The organism is Mesorhizobium sp. M4A.F.Ca.ET.020.02.1.1 (assembly GCF_004022645.1).
Lineage (GTDB): Bacteria > Pseudomonadota > Alphaproteobacteria > Rhizobiales > Rhizobiaceae > Mesorhizobium.
In genome coordinates, this window is sequence record NZ_RZOI01000809.1 from 1 (window position 1) to 2,535 (window position 2,535).

The following is a 2,535-nucleotide window of genomic DNA, read 5'->3' on the forward strand; positions in this document are numbered from 1 at the left end:
CAAATACACTGTCACCATCACCGTGCAGGAAGGCGACCGTTACACCTTCGGCGACGTCAGCGTCGAAAGCACGATTCCCGAAGTCGACTCCAAGTCGCTGGAATCCGTGATCGAGACCCATAAGGGTGACGTTTACAACGCCAAGGATGTCGAGGATTCCATCATCGCGCTGACCGAGAAGGTCGCCGGCTCCGGCTATGCCTTCGCCCAGGTGACACCACGCGGCGATCGCAACTTCGAGAACCACACCATTTCGGTGGTCTACACAATCGACCAGGGCACCAAGGCCTATATCGAGCGTATCGAAATCCGCGGCAACGACCGCACGCGCGACTATGTCATTCGCCGCGAGTTCGATGTCAGCGAAGGCGACGCCTTCAACCAGGTGCTTATCCAGCGCGCGAAGAAGCGCCTGGAAGCGCTCAATTACTTTGAGAAAGTCGACATCTCGACCGTGCCGGGTTCGCAGCCCGATCAGGTCGTGCTGGTGGTTGACGTGGTCGAGAAGTCGACCGGCGAATTCTCGATCGGCGCCGGCTATTCGACCGGTGGCGACACGCCTGGTCCGTCGGTCGAAGGCTCGATCACGGAGCGCAACTTCCTCGGTCGTGGCCAGTACATCAAGCTGGCGGCGGGCGGCGGCAAGAATTCGCGCGACTACAGCATTTCCTTCACCGAGCCTTACTTCCTCGGGCGCCGCATTGCCGCCGGCTTCGATGTCTTCCAGCAGACGCGCAATTACACCCACTACGACAGCGAGACGCTGGGCGCCACAGTGCGCTTCGGCCTGCCGATCACCGACAGCATTTCCACCCAGCTGGCGTACAACATCGCGCAGGAGAAATACAAATACGATGACTGCGACGACAACGACGATGGCACTCAGGGCGATTGTGATCTTTCACAGGCCATCAAGGACGGCATCGCTGAAAGCCCCTGGCTGAAATCCTCGGTCAGCTTGGGTCTGGTGTACAACACCATCGACGACATGAAGAACCCGCATGAGGGTATTTACATCAACGGCACGACCGAAGTCGCCGGTCTCGGCGGCGACGCCAAGTGGGTGAAGCTGACCGGGCGGGCGAGCGTCTATCAGACCTTGTCCGAGCAGCTCGATCTGGTCGGTCTTGTGTCCGCCGGCGCTGGCCACATCGCAGGGTTTGGCGATGATGGGCTGCGCATTTTTGATCAGTTCCAGAGCAACGATCGCATGATCCGTGGCTTTGAGTATGGCGGTATCGGCCCGGCGGACGTCGCTACGGGGGATCACCTGGGCGGCACGACCTACTTCAATGCGTCGGCTGAAGCACAGTTCCCGCTGCCGGTCATTCCGGAAAGCTTCGGCCTGCGCGGTGCTGTTTTCGCGGATGCCGCCACTTTGTACGGCAGCAAGGTGACCACCGTCACTCAGACCTCAACCGACATGAAGCTGCGCGCCTCGGTCGGTATCGGCTTGATGTGGGCGTCGCCGTTCGGCCCGATCCGCATCGACTACGCGGTCCCGGTCAAGAAGGAACCGACCGACGACGTGCAGGAATTCAACTTCGGCATAGCGACCCGTTTCTGATCCGCGGGTAACAATGCTTCCGGGCCGCCATGCGGTCCGGAAGAGCGTGATCCGACCTAGCTGGATATTGCTTCTGGAATGACCGATCCGGTGTTCTTCGCGCCATCACGCCGGTATACGGCCGGCGAAGTCGCGAATCTGACCGGCGCTCAGCTTGTCGATTCTGCCCAGTCGCATGTCTCCATCGAAGCCCTAGCACCTGCCAACGAGGGTGGCGAGAACGCGCTCGTCTTCGTCGACGGTAGGCGCAATTTTGCCCTCATGCCGTTGTTGAAGGCCGCGGCGGTTCTTTGCCCGGCCGAATTCGCCAGCAAGGCGCCGGCGGGCATAGCGGTGCTTACCCATCCGCGCCCGCAGCAGGCATTCGCGCTGGTCGGGCGCCTTCTGTTCCCGCAGGCGGCCACACCCGGGCCAATGACCGGCGAAACCGGAATCTCGCCGCATGCCCATGTCGACCCCTCGGCGCATGTCGAGGCCGGCGCGATCGTCGAGGCCGGCGCGGTCATCGGTCCGCGCGTTTCGGTCGGCAACGGCACCATCATCGCTCCGCATGCGGTGATCGGCCATTCCTCCCAGATCGGCCGTGACGGCTATATCGGCCCGGGTGCCAGCGTGCAGTACGCGCTGATCGGCAACCGCGTCATCATCCATGGCGGCGCCAGGATCGGCCAGGACGGCTTCGGCTTCGTGGCCGGCGCCAAGGGCCCGGAGCGCGTGCCGCAGATCGGTCGCGTCATCATCCAAGACGACGTCGAGATCGGCTCCAATTCGACCGTCGATCGCGGCGCGATGTCCGACACCATCATCGGCCAGGGCACCAAGATCGACAATCTGGTGCAGATCGCCCACAATGTTCGTATCGGTCGCAATTGCATTATAGCGGGGCTTTCGGGTATTTCCGGTTCGGTCGTCGTCGGCGATGGTGTCACCATGGGTGGCGGCGTCGGCCTAGCCGATCATTTGACCAT

2 protein-coding genes are annotated in these 2,535 nt (G+C 62.0%); both read left to right on the forward strand.

Annotated elements, in window-relative coordinates; translation table 11 throughout:
• Positions 1 to 1,567: outer membrane protein assembly factor BamA (gene bamA, locus EN742_RS31430; RefSeq protein ID WP_128333694.1), on the forward strand; the 1,567-nt coding region annotated here is incomplete at its 5' end.
• 78 nt (positions 1,568 to 1,645) lie between these two features.
• Positions 1,646 to 2,535, forward strand: an 890-nt coding sequence (gene lpxD, locus EN742_RS31435; RefSeq protein WP_128333695.1) for a UDP-3-O-(3-hydroxymyristoyl)glucosamine N-acyltransferase, incomplete at its 3' end; no start/stop codon positions are given.